Origin of the sequence: Leclercia sp. CFBP8987 (assembly GCF_034044995.2) — a bacterium.
Taxonomy (GTDB): Bacteria; Pseudomonadota; Gammaproteobacteria; order Enterobacterales; family Enterobacteriaceae; genus Enterobacter; species Enterobacter tamurae.
In genome coordinates, this window is sequence record NZ_CM188255.1 from 4,325,633 (window position 1) to 4,342,487 (window position 16,855).

The following is a 16,855-nucleotide window of genomic DNA, read 5'->3' on the forward strand; positions in this document are numbered from 1 at the left end:
GATGCCCTCACCCCGTCCCTCTCCCACCGGGAGAGGGAGCAAACATTAAAAACGGTAACGGTTGTTACCGTTTTGCATTTACCTCGCCACCCGGCAATTTCCCACTACCGCACCAGGGCCGCAAATACCTCAGCCACTGCCACCGCCCCAGGATCGGCTACCCCGTCAAGATTCTCTTTATTCACATAGGATGAGCGCCCCGCTCCGGCTTTGCTCATACTCGCCGTGGCATCCGCCCCCTCTTGTGCAGCCCTGGCGGCAGCCTGAATATCCCCTGTCTGAAACGCTTCCAGCGCGGGCTGGAGCGCGTCGATCAAGGTGCGATCCCCGCGATCGGCCCCGCCATACTGTTTCATTTGCGCAAGCCCGGTCAGCAAGGCAGCGGGCAAGGCTTTCCCGCTCCGCAGTGCCTGCCCGGCGGCGGTAAAGAAGATCGACATCAACACCCCGCTCGATCCCCCCATCACCGTCGCCAGCCGCTCGCCCACCACCAGCAGCAGCTGCGGCAGATCGTTCAGCGGCAGGCGCTCCTCCTCCAGCCATTGCGCAATGTCCCGTGCACCTTGCGCAAAGGTCGACCCTGTATCGCCATCCCCCACTTTTGCATCCAGGGCGTTAAGGCGATTTTCCAGGGCGATTAAGCAACCCGTGGCCGCGGCGAGGTACTGCGCGACGTTCGCATTCGTTGACGGGGTAAATTCCTCGCTGTCATGCAGCGGGGTGTGTGCCAGCGAACGCAGCGGCGCAAAGGCCACCGACTTTTGCCAGCCCAGCGTCTCTACCGGCGCGTTGAGCGCCTCCTCAAAGTCCGGGTTCAGCTTCAGCAGGGACAAGGAAAAGCCCTTCATGTCCAGCGAACTCACCAGCGGTGCCGGACCAATCAAATACGCGATCTGATCTTTCAGCGCCGAATGCGCCAGCTCTTTGGTCAGCAGCGCCATCTCCAGCGCCGAGACGCCGCCGAGGTTATTGATCAGCACCGCCAGCCGCCCAACACCTGCCTGCGCCAGCAAGGGTTTCACCAGCGTCTCGATAATCGCCCTACTGTTTTGCGTCTCGACCACCGACGCCCCGGGCTCACCGTGGATCCCCAGACCCAACTCGACGTGACCTTTTCTGATGCGCCCCGCTTCATCGTCATCGTCGCTGCCCGGCAGATTGCAGGTCTGCATCGCCACGCCCAGACTCCAGAGATTATCGCAGGCCTGAAGGGCCATATCCCGCACGTCCCTCAGCGATTTCCCCTGTTCGGCAGCATGCCCGGCAATTTTATGCACCAGCGCGGTTCCGGCAATGCCCCGCGGCTGTTTGTTATCCGGGAGAGCGATATCATCGGCCACAATCACCATCTCCACTTTGAGCCCGAAGCGCTTGGCTTTTTCTGCTGCGAGGCCAAAGTTGAGACGATCCCCGGTGTAGTTTTTGACGATCAGCAGACAGCCCTGCTCGCCGGTCACCGCCACGATGGCATTAAGCACCGCCTCTACGCTCGGGGAAGCAAACAGATCGCCGCAGACGGCAGCGGTCAGCATCCCTTTACCCACAAACCCCGCATGCGCCGGTTCATGACCGGATCCGCCGCCGGAAATCACCGCCACGCGGCTTTTATCCCAGTCGGCGCGCACCACCACACGGATCGCCGGATCGCTATCCAGTTTGACGAGATTGCCGTGCGGGGCGGAGATGAGCATACCTTCAATGGCGTCATTAACCAGCTGTTTGCGGTCATTAAAGAAGAATCTGGACATAGCTTTCCAATATGTTGTGAATCGTATGCAAAAGCATAGTCCGTGCTGGATATCGCGCCGCAAAGTCAGAAATTGACCCGCTCTTTTTGCCGTCAGGTTGCCTATACTCCACGCAGGACTGAACGAGGAAGCCGACCATGAGTACACCCCTGCTGATTGCCCGGACGCGGGATAACGAACAATTTCTCCTGCCCGCAATGGCTAACCGACATGGCCTGATTACCGGTGCCACCGGCACGGGTAAAACCGTGACGCTGCAAAAGCTGGCCGAGTCATTTTCGAGTATTGGCGTGCCGGTTTTTATGGCCGATGTTAAAGGCGATCTCAGCGGCGTTGCCCGGGAAGGGGTCGGCTCGGAAAAGCTCCTTGAACGGCTGAACAACATCGGCGTTACCGACTGGCAACCACAGGGTAATCCGGTGGTGGTCTGGGATATTTTCGGGGAGAAAGGGCACCCGGTGCGCGCCACTGTGTCCGATCTCGGCCCGCTGCTGCTGGCGCGCCTGCTCGACCTCAACGAGGTACAGACTGGCGTGCTGAACATCATCTTCCGCATTGCCGACGATCAGGGGCTGCTGCTGCTCGATTTCAAAGATCTGCGGGCCATTACGCAGTACATCGGGGATAACGCCAAATCTTTCCAGAATCAGTATGGCAATATCAGTAGCGCCTCCGTGGGGGCTATCCAGCGTGGATTGCTGACGCTGGAGCAACAGGGTGCTGAACACTTCTTTGGCGAACCTATGCTGGATATCAAAGACTGGATGCGCACCGACAGCAACGGCAAAGGCATCATCAATATTCTGAGTGCGGAAAAGCTCTACCAGATGCCAAAGCTCTACGCCGCCAGCCTGCTGTGGATGCTCTCCGATCTCTTTGAGCAACTGCCGGAGGCGGGCGACCTGGAAAAACCGAAGCTGGTCTTCTTCTTTGACGAAGCCCATCTGCTGTTCAGCGATGCCCCGCAGGTGCTGCTGGATAAGATCGAACAGGTGATCCGCCTGATCCGCTCTAAAGGCGTGGGTGTCTGGTTTGTTTCGCAGAACCCCGCCGATATTCCCGATAACGTGCTGGGCCAGTTGGGCAACCGTGTCCAGCATGCCCTGCGCGCCTTTACGCCAAAAGATCAGAAGGCGGTGAAAGCCGCAGCGCAGACCATGCGCGCCAACCCGGCCTTTGATACCGAAGCGGCCATTCAGGCGCTGGGGACCGGCGAGGCGCTGATCTCTTTTCTTGATGCCAAAGGCAGCCCATCAGTGGTAGAGCGCGCAATGGTAATCGCCCCCAATTCCCGGATGGGGCCGATCGGTGACGATGAGCGTAACGGGCTGATTAACCACTCCCCGGTCTATGGGAAATACGAAGACGACGTCGATAGAGAATCGGCGTACGAGATGCTGCAAAAAGGGGTACAGGCCAGCCCGGCCCAGCAGGAGGCCCCCGCCGCAAAGGGCCAGTCGGTTGAGGTCGATGATGGGCTCCTCGGCGGGTTGAAAGACATCCTGTTTGGCAGCACCGGCCCGCGCGGCGGAAAACGCGACGGGGTGGTGCAGACCATGGCGAAAAGCGCGGCGCGTCAGGTGACGAATCAGATTGTACGCGGTGTGCTGGGCAGCTTATTAGGCGGACGCCGACGGTAACGCAGGCATCCACGGCGTGCCCAGCGCCGAGCCCTGAACCCCCTGCTCGTTCAGGTAGCGATCCAGCTCCACCATCCCCGTCCAGCGGTTCTCGCACCACAGCGGTGCCAGCAGCGTTGGACGGCGGGCACTGGCGGAGATGCGGTGATACACCACCTCTGGCGGCGTGTGGCGGATCATCTCTCCGGACGTCGCCACGTAGTCGTCCAGCTCAATACCATTCAGTCGCCCGGCTTCCCAGGCTTTAGCCATAATGCTGCCCGTCACGATATGCAGCGGGTGCAGCTTAATACCGTCGACGCCGGTCTCTACCACGCGGTGCAGCGTTTCCAGGCCGTGATGCTGTTCTTCTCCCGGCAGGCCGACAATCAGATGGGTACAGACCTTCAACCCACGCTCGCGTGCCAGCCGGGTGGTGCGTTGATAGCAGGCAAAATCATGACCGCGGTTGATACGGTGCAGGGTTTTATCGTGGGCGGTCTGCAATCCCAGCTCCAGCCAGATCTCATACCCCTGCTCTTTGTATTCGCTGAGCAGATCCAGCACCGCCTCCGGCACGCAGTCAGGCCGTGTCCCGACGCAGAGCCCGACGATATTGGCCTGGCTCACCGCCTGCTGATACATGGAGCGCAGCACCTGCACTTCCGCCCATGTGCTGGTATAGGCCTGAAAATAGGCCAGATACTGATTTGCCCGGTTAACCCGCGTTGCCTGGTGGGCGAGCTGTGCCGCGATAGACTGATGCTGCTGCGCTTCGTCGGCAAACGAGGCCACATTACAGAAGGTACAGCCGCCACGCCCGATAGTGCCGTCGCGGTTCGGGCAGCTAAATCCCCCGTGGAGCGACAGCTTATGGACCTTCTGCCCGTAGCGGCGTGAAAGATCCCCACCAAACATATTGACTAATTTCTGTAACTGCATAATCTGATAGACCGCCCCATTGAAAGGGGACAAGCCTGCCATTTTTCACCTCCGACGGCGATGACCTGGATCAATCGTCCCGGCGTGCTTTTATCCTTTGCATAAATACCCAGGATAATTGCAATTTCATTCATCGCCTTTCTAATTACTTTTCCTTATGTTCGACAGGATTTTTTCATTTATATCGCCTGCGCTGAAAAACAGTGACATCATGCGGGCCACTACCAATAAGCAGTATTAAATCCTGCTTAAATCGCACTATTTAGCATGCTACCGCTCTAATACCGCTTTCATATAGTGAGTAAGATCACACTCCCCTAAAGCCCACAGCAAGGTTACCGGGATGTGAATCCCGTTAAATACCTAATAAAATCAGATTGATAACCTTCCTTTAGCACATTTTTGTATAAATAAGATTGCCATTTGACCTGTGTACGGATTCCCGATAAGTTGGAAATCCGCTGGAAGCTTTCTGGATGAGCAGCCTGCTCATCATATTTATGCAGTAGTTGAGATTCCCTCTGAAGCAAGTCCTCAAACTTGTTTGACCTGTGCGAAAAGGATATTAAGAGGGCGAATGCGAGGTACGCGTATGAAACGCAAACCCCGTCGCCGCGCTCTTGCTGTGCCTGTGCGCCACGGTCCGGAGAGAAGTCCCGAAGAGCCTGGGGAGGTTCACTGATATGTTGTACGATAAATCCCTTGAGAAGGATAACTGTGGTTTCGGCCTGATCGCCCACATAGAAGGCGAACCTAGCCACAAGGTAGTGCGTACCGCTATACACGCACTGGCCCGTATGCAGCACCGTGGCGCTATCCTTGCGGATGGTAAAACCGGCGACGGTTGCGGTCTGCTGCTGCAAAAACCGGATCGTTTCTTTCGCATCGTAGCGGAAGAGCGCGGCTGGCGTTTAGCCAAAAACTACGCTGTCGGCATGCTGTTCCTGAATCAGGACGCGGAAAAAGCCGCCGTATCGCGCCGCATCGTCGAAGAAGAACTTCAACGCGAAACCCTGTCTATCGTCGGCTGGCGCGAAGTGCCCACCAACGAAGGGGTACTCGGTGAAATCGCCCTCTCCTCGCTGCCTCGTATCGAGCAAATCTTTGTCAACGCGCCTGCGGGCTGGCGTCCACGTGATATGGAACGCCGCCTGTTTATCGCCCGTCGCCGCATTGAAAAACGTCTCCAGGAAGACAAAGAGTTCTACGTCTGTAGCCTCTCGAACCTGGTGAACATCTATAAAGGTCTGTGTATGCCGGCTGACCTGCCGCGCTTCTACCTGGACCTGGCGGACCTGCGTCTGGAATCGGCCATTTGCCTGTTCCACCAGCGCTTCTCCACCAACACCGTTCCACGCTGGCCACTGGCTCAGCCGTTCCGCTATCTGGCGCACAATGGCGAGATCAACACCATCACTGGTAACCGCCAGTGGGCACGCGCCCGTACCTATAAATTCCAGACCCCGTTGATCCCGGATCTGCACGATGCAGCGCCGTTCGTCAACGAAACCGGCTCTGACTCCAGCTCCATGGATAACATGCTGGAACTGCTGCTGGCCGGCGGGATGGATATCGTCCGCGCCATGCGCCTGCTGGTTCCGCCAGCCTGGCAGAACAACCCGGATATGGATCCTGAGCTGCGTTCCTTCTTCGACTTCAACTCCATGCACATGGAGCCGTGGGATGGCCCGGCCGGTATCGTGATGTCCGATGGGCGCTTTGCCGCCTGTAACCTCGACCGTAACGGCCTGCGCCCGGCGCGCTACGTCATCACCAAAGACAAGCTGATCACCTGCGCCTCTGAAGTGGGGATCTGGGATTACCAGCCTGACGAAGTGGTCGAGAAAGGCCGCGTAGGGCCTGGCGAGCTGATGGTAATCGACACCCGCGGCGGTCGCATCCTGCACTCTGCAGAAACCGATAACGATCTGAAAAGCCGTCATCCGTACAAAGAGTGGATGGAGAAAAACGTTCGCCGTCTGGTGCCGTTTGAAGATCTGCCGGATCAGGACGTGGGCAGCCGCGAGCTGGATGACGATACCCTCGCCAGCTACCAGAAACAGTTTAACTACAGCGCGGAAGAGCTGGACTCGGTTATCCGCGTGTTAGGCGAAAACGGCCAGGAAGCGGTCGGCTCCATGGGTGATGATACCCCGTTTGCCGTGCTCTCCAGCCAGCCGCGTATCATTTACGATTACTTCCGTCAGCAGTTCGCGCAGGTGACCAACCCGCCGATCGATCCGCTGCGTGAAGCCCACGTGATGTCGCTGGCCACCAGCATCGGTCGTGAGATGAACGTCTTCTGCGAAGCCGAAGGCCAGGCTCACCGTCTGACCTTTAAATCGCCGATCCTGCTGTACTCCGATTTTAAACAGCTCACCACCCTGCAAGAGGAGCACTACCGCGCCGACACGCTCGATATCACCTTCGACGTGACCGAAGCGACCCTCGAAGAGACGGTGAATGCGCTGTGTGACAAAGCGGAACAGATGGTGCGTAACGGCACCGTTCTGCTGGTGCTGTCCGACCGTAACATTGCGAAGAACCGCCTGCCGGTTCCGGCACCAATGGCCGTCGGTGCTATCCAGACCCGTCTGGTCGATAAGAGCCTGCGCTGCGACGCCAACATCATTGTGGAAACCGCCAGCGCGCGTGACCCACACCACTTCGCGGTGCTGCTGGGCTTCGGTGCGACGGCAATCTACCCGTACCTGGCCTACGAAACGCTGGCCAAGCTGGTAGACGGCCAGGCCATCGACAAAGATTACCGTACCGTGATGCTGAACTACCGTAACGGCATCAATAAAGGCCTGTACAAGATCATGTCCAAGATGGGCATCTCGACCATCGCCTCTTACCGCTGCTCGAAGCTGTTCGAAGCTGTCGGTCTGCATGACGACGTGGCCGACCTCTGCTTCCAGGGCGTGATCAGCCGTATCGGCGGAGCGGGCTTTAGCGACTTCCAGCAGGATCTGCTGAACCTCTCCAAACGCGCCTGGTTGGCTCGTAAGCCACTGGATCAGGGCGGACAGCTGAAGTATGTCCACGGCGGTGAATACCACGCCTATAACCCGGACGTGGTGCGTACCCTGCAACAGGCCGTCCAGAGCGGCGAGTACAGCGATTATCAGCAGTATGCCGAGCTGGTGAACAACCGTCCGGCGGCCACGCTGCGCGATCTGCTGGCGGTGAACCCGGGCGATACCGCTGTAAGCATTAACGACGTTGAACCGGCCACGGAACTGTTCAAACGCTTTGATACCGCCGCGATGTCTATCGGCGCGCTGAGCCCGGAAGCCCACGAGGCGCTGGCAGAAGCGATGAACAGCATCGGCGGCAACTCCAACTCCGGCGAAGGCGGTGAAGATCCGGCGCGCTACGGCACCAACAAAGTGTCGCGCATCAAGCAGGTCGCTTCCGGCCGCTTCGGTGTGACTCCGGCGTACCTGGTCAACGCCGACGTAATCCAGATTAAAGTTGCCCAGGGTGCGAAACCGGGCGAAGGCGGACAGTTACCGGGTGACAAAGTGACCCCGTATATCGCCAAACTGCGCTACTCGGTACCGGGCGTGACGCTGATCTCCCCGCCGCCGCACCACGATATCTACTCTATCGAGGATCTGGCGCAGCTGATTTTCGACCTGAAACAGGTCAACCCGAAAGCGATGATCTCCGTGAAGCTGGTTTCCGAGCCGGGCGTGGGCACTATCGCCACCGGCGTGGCAAAAGCCTATGCGGATCTGATCACCATCGCCGGTTACGACGGCGGCACCGGGGCGAGCCCGCTCTCCTCCGTGAAATATGCGGGCTGTCCGTGGGAGCTGGGCCTGGTGGAAACCCAGCAGGCGCTGGTGGCGAACGGTCTGCGTCACAAGATCCGTCTGCAGGTGGATGGCGGTCTGAAAACCGGCCTCGACATCATTAAAGCGGCGATCCTCGGTGCAGAGAGCTTTGGCTTCGGTACCGGTCCGATGGTGGCGCTGGGCTGTAAATACCTGCGTATTTGTCACCTGAACAACTGCGCAACCGGCGTTGCAACCCAGGACGAGAAGCTGCGTAAGAACCACTATCACGGCCTGCCGTTCAAAGTGACCAACTACTTTGACTTCATCGCCCGCGAAACCCGCGAGCTGATGGCGCAGCTGGGCGTGACGCGTCTGGTGGATCTGATTGGCCGTACCGACCTGCTGAAAGAGCTGGACGGATTCACGGCTAAGCAGCAGAACCTGAAGCTGTCCCGTCTGCTGGAAACGGCTGAACCGCATCCGGGCAAAGCGGTGTACTGCACCGAGAACAACCCGCCGTTCGACAATGGCGTGCTGAACGCCCAGCTGTTGCAGCAGGCGAAGCCGTTTGTGGATGAGAAGCAGAGCAAAACCTTCTGGTTTGACATTCGCAACACCGACCGTTCCGTCGGCGCAACGCTCTCGGGCTACATTGCGCAGACCCACGGCGACCAGGGCCTGGCTGCCGATCCGATTACCGCTCACTTCAGCGGCACCGCGGGCCAGAGCTTCGGCGTGTGGAACGCCGGTGGCGTTGAGCTGTACCTGACTGGCGATGCCAACGACTACGTCGGTAAAGGCATGGCAGGCGGTCTGCTGGCGGTGCGTCCTCCGGTCGGCTCTGCCTTCCGCAGCTGCGATGCCAGCATCATCGGCAATACCTGTCTGTACGGTGCCACCGGGGGTCGTCTGTTTGCCGCAGGGCGTGCAGGTGAGCGTTTCGCGGTGCGTAACTCCGGTGCCATCACCGTGGTGGAAGGTATCGGCGATAACGGCTGTGAATACATGACCGGCGGGATCGTCTGCGTGCTGGGCAAAACCGGCGTCAACTTCGGGGCAGGTATGACCGGTGGTTTCGCCTACGTCCTGGACGAAAGCGGTGACTTCCGCAAACGCGTGAACCCGGAGCTGGTGGAAATCCTGGACGTTGAATCTCTGGCGATCCATGAGGAGCATCTGCGTGGCTTGATCACCGAGCACGTGCACCATACCGGTTCCGTGCGCGGCGAAGAGATCCTGGCGAACTGGCCGGCGTTCTCTGCGAAATTCGCGCTGGTTAAACCGAAGTCCAGCGATGTTAAAGCCCTGTTGGGTCACCGTAGTCGTAGCGCAGCAGAGCTGCGTGTGCAGGCGCAGTAAGGAATTCAGATGAGCCAGAATGTTTACCAGTTTATCGACCTGCAGCGTGTGGATCCGCCGAAGAAGCCGCTGAAGATCCGTAAAATTGAATTTGTTGAAATTTACGAGCCGTTTTCCGAAGGCCAGGCCAAAGCTCAGGCAGACCGCTGCCTCTCCTGCGGTAACCCGTACTGCGAGTGGAAATGCCCGGTGCATAACTACATCCCGAACTGGCTGAAGCTGGCCAACGAAGGGCGTATTTTCGAGGCCGCCGAACTGTCTCACCAGACCAACACCCTGCCGGAAGTGTGCGGCCGCGTGTGTCCTCAGGACCGTCTGTGTGAAGGTTCCTGTACCCTCAACGGCGAGTTCGGTGCGGTGACTATCGGCAACATAGAACGCTATATCAACGATAAAGCGTTCGAGATGGGCTGGCGCCCGGATATGACCGGCGTGCGTCAGACTGACAAACGTGTGGCGATCATCGGCGCAGGTCCGGCAGGCCTGGCCTGTGCCGACGTCCTGACCCGTAACGGCGTGAAAGCGGTGGTGTTTGATCGTCATCCGGAGATCGGCGGTCTGCTGACCTTCGGTATCCCGGCCTTCAAGCTGGAAAAAGAGGTGATGACCCGCCGCCGTGACATCTTCACCGGCATGGGCATTGAGTTCAAACTCAATACCGAAGTGGGCCGTGACGTGCAGCTCGACGATCTGCTGAAAGATTACGACGCCGTATTCCTGGGCGTCGGCACCTATCAGTCGATGCGTGGCGGGCTGGAAAACGAAGATGCCAACGGCGTATTCGATGCCCTGCCGTTCCTGATTGCCAACACCAAGCAGATGATGGGTTACGGCGAAACTGCCGCTGAGCCCTACGTCAGCATGGAAGGCAAACGCGTGGTCGTGCTGGGTGGCGGTGATACCGCGATGGACTGCGTGCGCACCTCCATTCGTCAGAATGCGACGCACGTGATCTGCGCCTATCGTCGTGACGAAGAGAACATGCCGGGCTCAAAACGCGAAGTGAAAAACGCGCGTGAAGAGGGCGTCGAGTTCCAGTTCAACATCCAGCCTCTGGGTATTGAAGTGAATGCTAACGGCAAGGTCAGCGGCGTGAAGATGGCGCGTACCGAAATGGGCGCCCCGGATGCCAAAGGCCGTCGTCGTGCGGAGATCGTTGCCGGTTCCGAGTATGTGATCCCGGCTGATGCGGTAGTGATGGCGTTTGGTTTCCGTCCTCACAGCATGGAGTGGCTGGCGAAGCACAGCGTTGAGCTGGACTCTCAGGGCCGCATCATCGCCCCGGAAGGCAGCGAAAACGCCTTCCAGACCAGCAACCCGAAAATCTTCGCCGGTGGTGATATCGTTCGTGGTTCTGACCTGGTGGTAACCGCCATTGCCGAAGGCCGTAAAGCGGCAGACGGCATCATGAACTTCCTCGAAGTCTAAACATTACGGCCCGACGGAATATGCTCCCGCCGGGCCGTAGAAAGCATGTTTTTAGATTACAAAAAAAGGGCCTGAGGCCCTTTTTTTATTTCACAACGCGCAGTGCCGGACGGCCGCCACGCGGAGGTGGTGTATCATCAGGATCATCATCGTGATCCGGTTTATCCCCGTCGATGATCGACATGACCGTTTCGCTTTCGGTTCCGCCGTTTTCATCGTTGAGCGTGGCACCCTCTTCATCGTATGCCGCTTCCGGCTCGAACATGGTGCCTGCGCCGTTTTCACGGGCATAGATGGCCAGTACGGCAGCCAGCGGCACAGAGACCTGGCGCGGCACACCACCGAAGCGGGCATTGAAGCGAACTTCATCGTTCGCCAGCTCCAGACCACCCACAGCTCGCGGGGCAATGTTCAATACGATTTGACCGTCACGTGCATATTCCATAGGAACCTGCACGCCCGGCAACGTCACATCCACAACCAGGTGCGGCGTGAGCTGGTTATCCAGCAGCCATTCATAGAAGGCGCGCAGCAGATACGGACGGCGTGGAGACAGCTGTGACATTTCCACAATCATTAACCCCGGCCGAGACGCATTTCACGTTCAGCTTCTGTCAGTGAAGCCAGGAAAGAGTCGCGCTCGAAGACACGCGTCATGTAGCCTTTCAGCTCTTTCGCACCCGGGCCGCTAAATTCGACGCCCAGAATCGGCAGACGCCACAGCAGCGGAGCCAGATAGCAATCGACCAGACTGAATTCGTCGCTCAGGAAGAACGGACGCTGACCGAATACCGGTGCAATCGCCAGCAGCTCTTCACGCAGCTGTTTACGTGCAGCATCGGCTTCTGAAGAAGAACCCTTCACAATAACGTTCATCAGCGTATACCAGTCTTTCTCGATACGCTGCATGTACAGGCGGCTTTCACCACGTGCAACCGGGTAGACCGGCATCAGTGGCGGATGAGGGAAACGCTCATCCAGGTATTCCATAATGATACGGGATTCCCACAGGGTCAGCTCACGATCCACCAGCGTTGGTACGCTCTGGCTTGGATTGAGATCGATAAGATCCTGAGGCGGGTTATCCTTTTCCACATGCTCGATCTCAAAACTGACACCCTTCTCGGCCAGCACGATACGAACCTGATGGCTATAAATGTCAGTAGGACCAGAAAACAGCGTCATTACCGAACGTTTGTTGGCAGCGACAGCCATGAAAACCTCCAGGTATATTCAGAATTTTTACTGCTACCAGCCATACAGGCTAGCCAGATGTTTTGTTGTCCATCCCTGAGAATTTCTCCTCTTGTTCAAAAAGAGAACAAAAATCGAGCATTCACCGTTATCTGGACAGAAAAGTGGATGATAGTTTACCAGATTTTGCGGCCTTTGTGGTGAGGCGATTCTGGAAATGCGGAAAAAGAGGGCAGAAAGGACGTCTGATTGTGGATAACCCGGGCGTTACCCATAAAAAAACCCGCCGAAGCGGGTTTTTCGCCAATTGTTGTCTGCCGAAGCAGAAACCAATTAACGTTTGGAGAACTGTGGACGACGACGTGCTTTACGCAGACCGACTTTCTTACGTTCAACCTGACGAGCATCACGAGTAACGAAGCCTGCTTTACGCAGTTCGCCACGCAGGGACTCGTCGTACTCCATCAGAGCGCGGGTGATACCGTGACGGATCGCACCAGCCTGACCAGAGATACCACCACCTTTAACAGTGATGTACAGATCCAGTTTCTCAACCATGTCGACCAGTTCCAGCGGCTGACGAACTACCATGCGGGCAGTTTCACGACCGAAGTACTGTTCCAGAGAACGTTGGTTGATTACGATTTTACCACTGCCCGGTTTGATGAACACGCGAGCGGCGGAGCTTTTGCGGCGACCAGTGCCGTAGTATTGATTTTCAGCCATTGCCTATAATCCCGATTAGATGTCAAGAACTTGCGGTTGCTGTGCCGCGTGGTTGTGCTCGTTACCTGCGTAAACTTTCAGTTTACGGTACATAGCACGACCCAGCGGGCCTTTTGGCAGCATGCCTTTAACCGCGATTTCAATCACACGCTCAGGACGGCGGGCAATCATCTCTTCAAAGGTCGCTTGTTTAATACCGCCGATGTGGCCGGTGTGGTGATAGTACACTTTGTCAGTACGCTTGTTGCCGGTTACAGCAACTTTGTCAGCGTTCAGAACGATGATGTAATCACCAGTATCTACGTGCGGAGTGTATTCCGCTTTGTGCTTACCGCGCAGGCGACGAGCCAGTTCGGTAGCCAGACGGCCCAGAGTTTTACCGGTCGCGTCAACAACATACCAGTCGCGTTTTACGGTTTCTGGTTTAGCTGTAAAAGTTTTCATTAAAAGCTTACCCAAATAAATAAGTTACACGTTGGTGAACACCCAAACGTTTAGTAGTTGAGGTTCACACGACATTGTCCAGCAAACCTACCCCTTCGAATAGCCTATGCCGGCGCAGAGAAAGTTTTGGGAAAAAAACCTTCTTGTAACGTGGGGTCGCAAGATTATAGAGAAGTCAGGGGTAAAGGTCGACCCCTAATTGTGATTTGCCGCGGGTTTTTCCGGGGTGAGGAAAGTGCGGTCTGGTGCCCTCACCCCCAGCCCCTCTCCCACGGGGAGAGGGTGGCATTTATTATGGCATGTGCTCGCGCTTCAGGTACTCTTCGCTTTGCATCTCCTGCAGGCGCGACAGACAGCGCTGGAACTCAAACTTCAGCCGCTCCCCCTGATAGATGTCATATAAAGGCACGGCGGCGCTCACCACCAGCTTGACGTGGCGTTCGTAAAACTCATCGACCAGCGCGATAAAGCGTCGGGCTTCGCTCTCCATTAGCGTGGTCATCACCGGGACATCAAACAGCATCACCGTATGGAACAGGCGTGAGAGCGCAATATAGTCGTGCTGGCTGCGGGCATCGACACACAGGGTCGCAAACGACACGGCGAGGGTTTGATTGACGGTACCCAGGGTTTGCAGCGGGCGATGATTCACCTCCAGCACGGCAGCGTTATCACGCTCGGCCCCGGCCAGCGCCAGCCACAGTTTGTCCATCTGCCGTTGCGTATCGTCGTTCAACGGCGAAATCCACAGATGAGCCTGAGTCAGCGTCCGCAGACGATAGTCGACGCCAGCATCGACATTCATGATGTCGCAATGCGCTTTTATCGCATCGATAGCGGGCAGGAAGCGAGCGCGTTGCAGACCGTTACGGTACAGCTCATCCGGTGGGATGTTGGAGGTTGCCACCAGCGTAATGCCCCGGGCAAACAGCGCTTTCATCAACCCACCCAGCAGCATGGCGTCGGTAATATCTGACACAAAAAACTCATCAAAGCACAGCACGTCGGTTTCGGCTTTAAAGCGTTCGGCAACGATATCCAGCGGATCGCTTTGCCCCTGCAGGGCGGTCAGCTCTTCATGCACCCGCAGCATAAAGCGGTGAAAATGCAGACGCTGCTTACGCGTTCCCGGCAGGCTCTGGTAAAACAGATCCATCAGCCAGGTTTTACCGCGCCCTACCCCTCCCCACATATATAAACCGCGTACCGGCGTGACGCTCTGCGGCGCTTTCTTACCCAGCAGCCGTCCAAACGCAGCCTTGAGTCCTGCCGCAGGTGCGGTCCCGGTCGGCTGGGTGGTCAATGACTGCCAGATACTGTCCAGACGATTTACCGCTTCACGCTGTACATTATCTGGCTGGTGGGAGCCCTCATTCAGGGCCTGTTGGTAACGCGATGTCGGGGAAAGGCTTTGCATAATCTTATTGTTATTCCTTCAATTAATACCCGCCAGCCTGCTCAGTTGGCGAAAAAAAGGCCGTTCTACAGTACGCGATGATGCGGTGGGATTCCACTTCTAAGGAAATAGCGGTTATAGTGGCATAATCAGGCACAGGCATGAAGCCGAGCCAACACCCTACGGAATCACAAGACAACGGGAGAAGTTCATGACCTGGGAATATGCGCTAATTGGTTTAGTCGTCGGCATCGCTATTGGCGCCGTGGCCATGCGTTTTGGAAATCGTAAATTGCGCCAGCAACAGGCGTTACAGTACGAACTGGAAAAGAACAAAGCTGAGCTGGATGAGTATCGCGAAGAGCTGGTAAGCCACTTTGCCCAGAGCGCCGAGCTGCTGGACAACATGGCCCATGATTACCGCAAGCTTTATCAGCACATGGCGAAAAGCTCCAGCAGCCTGCTGCCGGAGATGAGCGCGGAGAACAATCCGTTCCGCAACCGTCTGGCGGAGTCCGAAGCCGGTAACGATCAGGCGCCCGTACAGATGCCACGTGACTACTCCGAAGGTGCATCCGGCCTGCTGCGCGGTGGCGCAAAGCGCGATTAATCGCACATCACAAATAAATTTTACGGGCGCAGCCCTTGCGCCCGTCCTTTCTTCCCGACCCCAGCTATTATTTAGTCAAACACCTCATTGTCCAGCGTTTTAAAATTCAATAACATCAGACTGTTTTGGGCCGTTATTCCTCCATTCCAGGTTGCGAGAGCCAGCATAAATGAACAAAAAAAATCAGCTGTTGAGCGCGTTAGCATTGAGTATCGGATTATCGCTGTCGGCATCATATCCGGCGGCGGCCGCAATCCCCTCGCAGGTGCCGGGCCAGGCGGCGCTCCCGAGCCTTGCCCCGATGCTGGAAAAAGTCCTGCCTGCTGTCGTCAGCGTGCAGGTTGAAGGCACCGCTGTGCAAAGTCAGCGCATCCCGGAGGAGCTGAAAAAGTATTTTGGCGATGAGGCCCCTGACCAGGCCCAGCCTTTTGAGGGTCTCGGCTCCGGCGTGGTGATCGATGCCGCGAAAGGCTATGTCCTGACCAATAACCACGTTATCAGCCATGCCGATAAAATCAGCGTCCAGATGAACGATGGTCGCGAGTTCGAGGCCAAACTGATTGGCGGGGACGATCAGAGTGATATCGCCCTGCTGCAGTTACAGAACCCAACCGGCCTGACGCAGATCGCCATCGCGGATTCCGATAAGTTACGCGTCGGGGATTTCGCCGTCGCGGTCGGTAACCCCTTCGGCCTCGGCCAGACGGCCACCTCCGGCATCGTTTCTGCCCTGGGTCGCAGTGGCCTGAACCTCGAAGGGCTGGAAAACTTTATCCAGACTGACGCCTCCATTAACCGCGGTAACTCCGGCGGCGCCCTGCTGAACCTGAACGGGGAGCTGATCGGCATTAACACCGCCATTCTGGCGCCTGGCGGCGGCAGCGTCGGGATCGGTTTTGCCATCCCCAGCAATATGGCCCGCACCCTGGCACAGCAGCTGATTGAGTTTGGCGAAGTCAAACGTGGGCTGCTGGGCATCAAAGGCACGGAAATGAGCGCGGATATTGCCAAAGCGTTCAACCTGAACGTGCAGCGCGGCGCCTTCGTCAGCGAAGTGTTACCGAATTCCGGCTCGGCAAAAGCGGGCGTCAAATCCGGGGACGTGATCGTCAGCCTGAATGACAAACCGTTAAGCAGCTTTGCCGAACTGCGTTCGCGCATTGCTACCACGGAGCCGGGTGCCACGGTTAAGCTCGGCATTCTGCGTGACGGCAAGCCGCTGGATCTGCAGGTCACGCTGGATAAAAGCACCTCATCATCCGCCAGCGCAGAGATGATTGCCCCGGCGCTGCAAGGGGCGACCTTAAGTGACGGGCAGTTGAAAGACGGCACTAAAGGCATCACCCTCGACAGCGTCGAGAAGAGCAGCCCTGCCGCCCAGGCCGGTCTGCATGAGAATGACGTGATCATCGGGGTGAACCGCGTTCGTGTGCAGTCCATCGCCGAAATGCGCAAAGTGCTGGAAGGCAAACCGACCGTTATCGCCCTGCAGATCGTGCGCGGTAACGATACACTCTATATTTTGCTGCGTTAAGCCTGTACGCGTCCGGACATCGCCACGTGTGATGTCCGGATAAGTCATGCTATGCTGCTTGCGATCTTCC

The 16,855-nt window shown here is 57.3% G+C and carries 12 protein-coding genes; 5 read left to right on the plus strand and 7 right to left on the minus strand.

Features of this window, described 5'->3' with window-relative positions:
• Window positions 1–104 precede the first annotated feature (104 nt).
• On the minus strand, window positions 105–1,748 hold the full coding sequence (locus tag SOM40_RS20805; protein ID WP_320531067.1) for a dihydroxyacetone kinase subunit DhaK: 1,644 nt from the start codon (window positions 1,746–1,748) through the stop codon (window positions 105–107).
• A 137-nt stretch (window positions 1,749–1,885) separates the two neighbouring features.
• Here SOM40_RS20805 and SOM40_RS20810 point away from each other — a divergent pair, with 137 nt between their 5' ends.
• Window positions 1,886–3,388 (plus strand): helicase HerA-like C-terminal domain-containing protein, encoded by a 1,503-nt coding sequence (locus tag SOM40_RS20810; protein WP_320531066.1) that lies wholly within the window; start codon window positions 1,886–1,888, stop codon window positions 3,386–3,388.
• On the opposite strand, the gene mnmL is transcribed toward SOM40_RS20810, so the two are convergent.
• The gene (gene mnmL, locus SOM40_RS20815; RefSeq protein ID WP_320531078.1) at window positions 3,368–4,309 is read right to left on the minus strand and encodes a tRNA modification radical SAM protein MnmL/YtqA; all 942 of its coding nucleotides are present in this window, start codon (window positions 4,307–4,309) and stop codon (window positions 3,368–3,370) included. The genes SOM40_RS20810 and mnmL overlap by 21 nt on opposite strands.
• Before the next feature lie 683 nt (window positions 4,310–4,992).
• On the opposite strand from mnmL, the gene gltB reads away from it, so the two are divergent.
• Together gltB and SOM40_RS20825 are read left to right on the plus strand one after the other, a co-directional pair.
• Complete coding sequence (gltB, locus tag SOM40_RS20820; RefSeq protein ID WP_166184255.1) at window positions 4,993–9,453, plus strand: glutamate synthase large subunit; 4,461 nt, start codon at window positions 4,993–4,995, stop codon at window positions 9,451–9,453.
• A 9-nt stretch (window positions 9,454–9,462) separates the two neighbouring features.
• Window positions 9,463–10,881, plus strand: coding sequence for a glutamate synthase small subunit (locus SOM40_RS20825; RefSeq protein WP_320531065.1), 1,419 nt, complete (start codon window positions 9,463–9,465; stop codon window positions 10,879–10,881).
• Window positions 10,882–10,966: 85 nt separating this feature from the next.
• On the opposite strand, the gene sspB is transcribed toward SOM40_RS20825, so the two are convergent.
• The 5 genes from sspB to zapE form a co-directional block, all read right to left on the minus strand.
• Window positions 10,967–11,452, minus strand: a complete 486-nt coding sequence (sspB, locus tag SOM40_RS20830) for a ClpXP protease specificity-enhancing factor (RefSeq protein ID WP_106994896.1) — start codon at window positions 11,450–11,452, stop codon at window positions 10,967–10,969.
• Window positions 11,453–11,457: 5 nt separating this feature from the next.
• Entirely contained in the window at window positions 11,458–12,096 is a 639-nt protein-coding gene (gene sspA / locus SOM40_RS20835; protein WP_106994855.1) for a stringent starvation protein SspA, read from the minus strand.
• 312 nt (window positions 12,097–12,408) lie between these two features.
• Window positions 12,409–12,801 (minus strand): 30S ribosomal protein S9, encoded by a 393-nt coding sequence (rpsI, locus tag SOM40_RS20840; RefSeq protein WP_003025138.1) that lies wholly within the window; start codon window positions 12,799–12,801, stop codon window positions 12,409–12,411.
• A 15-nt stretch (window positions 12,802–12,816) separates the two neighbouring features.
• Complete coding sequence (gene rplM / locus SOM40_RS20845) at window positions 12,817–13,245, minus strand: 50S ribosomal protein L13 (protein WP_024551131.1); 429 nt, start codon at window positions 13,243–13,245, stop codon at window positions 12,817–12,819.
• 292 nt (window positions 13,246–13,537) lie between these two features.
• The gene (gene zapE / locus SOM40_RS20850; RefSeq protein WP_106994857.1) at window positions 13,538–14,662 is read right to left on the minus strand and encodes a cell division protein ZapE; all 1,125 of its coding nucleotides are present in this window, start codon (window positions 14,660–14,662) and stop codon (window positions 13,538–13,540) included.
• Window positions 14,663–14,852: 190 nt separating this feature from the next.
• Between zapE and zapG the strand changes: the two genes are divergently transcribed.
• Together zapG and degQ are read left to right on the plus strand one after the other, a co-directional pair.
• The gene (gene zapG, locus SOM40_RS20855; protein ID WP_106994858.1) at window positions 14,853–15,251 is read left to right on the plus strand and encodes a Z-ring associated protein ZapG; all 399 of its coding nucleotides are present in this window, start codon (window positions 14,853–14,855) and stop codon (window positions 15,249–15,251) included.
• A gap of 169 nt (window positions 15,252–15,420) precedes the next feature.
• Window positions 15,421–16,785, plus strand: a complete 1,365-nt coding sequence (gene degQ / locus SOM40_RS20860) for a serine endoprotease DegQ (RefSeq protein ID WP_106994859.1) — start codon at window positions 15,421–15,423, stop codon at window positions 16,783–16,785.
• Window positions 16,786–16,855: the final 70 nt, after the last annotated feature.